Annotated in this window: 1 protein-coding gene; it reads right to left on the reverse strand. The window is 66.0% G+C overall.

Annotation, left to right across the window (positions count from 1 at the left end):
* Positions 1-11: 11 nt before the first annotated feature.
* Positions 12-1,070: an IS630 family transposase gene (locus ACFW3D_RS42175; protein ID WP_500513804.1), complete on the reverse strand. Its 1,059-nt coding sequence runs from the start codon at positions 1,068-1,070 to the stop codon at positions 12-14.
* Between the last annotated feature and the right edge of the window lie 131 nt (positions 1,071-1,201).

Below are 1,201 nucleotides of genomic sequence, written 5' to 3' on the forward strand. Positions count from 1 at the left end.
CTAGTGGCTTGTCACGCAGCCTTGGCCGGGTAATCGGTCCAGGTGCGGATCGGTGAGTCGGGGGCGAAGTTGGTTTTCGGGTTGGCGCGGGCGTTGCGCCAGCGGATGTAGGCGCCGATGGCGGCGTTCTGCTCGCCGTGGCTGCGGTGATCGGTGCCGTTGAGGGCGAAGTAGCGTAGGGCCGCGAACTCGGATTCGATCCAGTTGAGCCAGGATCCGTAGGTGGGCAGGAAGACCAGTTCGACCTGGTTGGCGGCAGCCCACGCACGGACGTTGGGGTGCTTGTGAGGGGAGAAGTTGTCCAGCACAACGTGCAGCTTCTCCCCGGGCCAGCGGGCACGCAGGGCCTTGAGGAGGCCGAGGAACTCCTGCCATCGTTTGCGTTGGCGTATCCGGTAGTAGATCTTCCCGGTGGCCAGGTCGAGGGCGGCGATCATGTGCATCACGCCGTCGTAGCGGTGGTAGGTGGCCCGCATCCGGCGAGGCTTGCCGTGTGGCCGCCAGGCTTTGCCTCTGCGGGGTAACAGGTTGAGCGGGCCGAACTCGTCCACGCAGATCACCCGGCCGTCCGCGGGTGGCACGTCGTACAACTCCAGGACCCGGTGCATCTTGGCGATGAAGTCCGGGTCGCTGGAGGCCTTCCAGGTCGTGGTGGCCTGCCAGGAGATGTTGCCTTCGCGCAGGATCCGGCGCAGGGTCTCCCGGCTGATGGCGGGCACGACCTTCCGGGCGACCAGGTGGTCGGCCAGTTTGGCCAGGCTCCAGGTGGAGAAGGCGGCGATGCCCCAGTCGGAGGGGGACGTCCGGGCGATCAGACAGATGCGCTCACGCATCCGTTCATTGATCGCCCTCGGGCGTCCCCCGCTCCATTTTGGGTCCAGTGCCTCGAACCCCCGCTCGTTGAAGGCGTGGATGACATCGCGCACGTAATCCTCGCTGACCTGCATCAACGAGGTGATGTCCTTCACCGACTGGCCCTGGGCGGACATCATCACCACGATGGCCCGCCGCAGCCTGACCGGATCCTTCGCGGTCCGGCTTATCCGCTGCAGTCGCCGGCCCTCCTCCATGCCCACCGGCCGGACAAACACTCCCGGTCGACGCCCCACAGCCACCTCCACGATCAGATCCTGGAGACACCCTGCCGGGAGACCTAAGGCCGATCAATTACCTGGTCGACCATCCGAGCCGAGCCACTAGC

This window comes from Streptomyces sp. NPDC058864, from assembly GCF_042742985.1.
Taxonomy (GTDB): domain Bacteria; phylum Actinomycetota; class Actinomycetes; order Streptomycetales; family Streptomycetaceae; genus Actinacidiphila.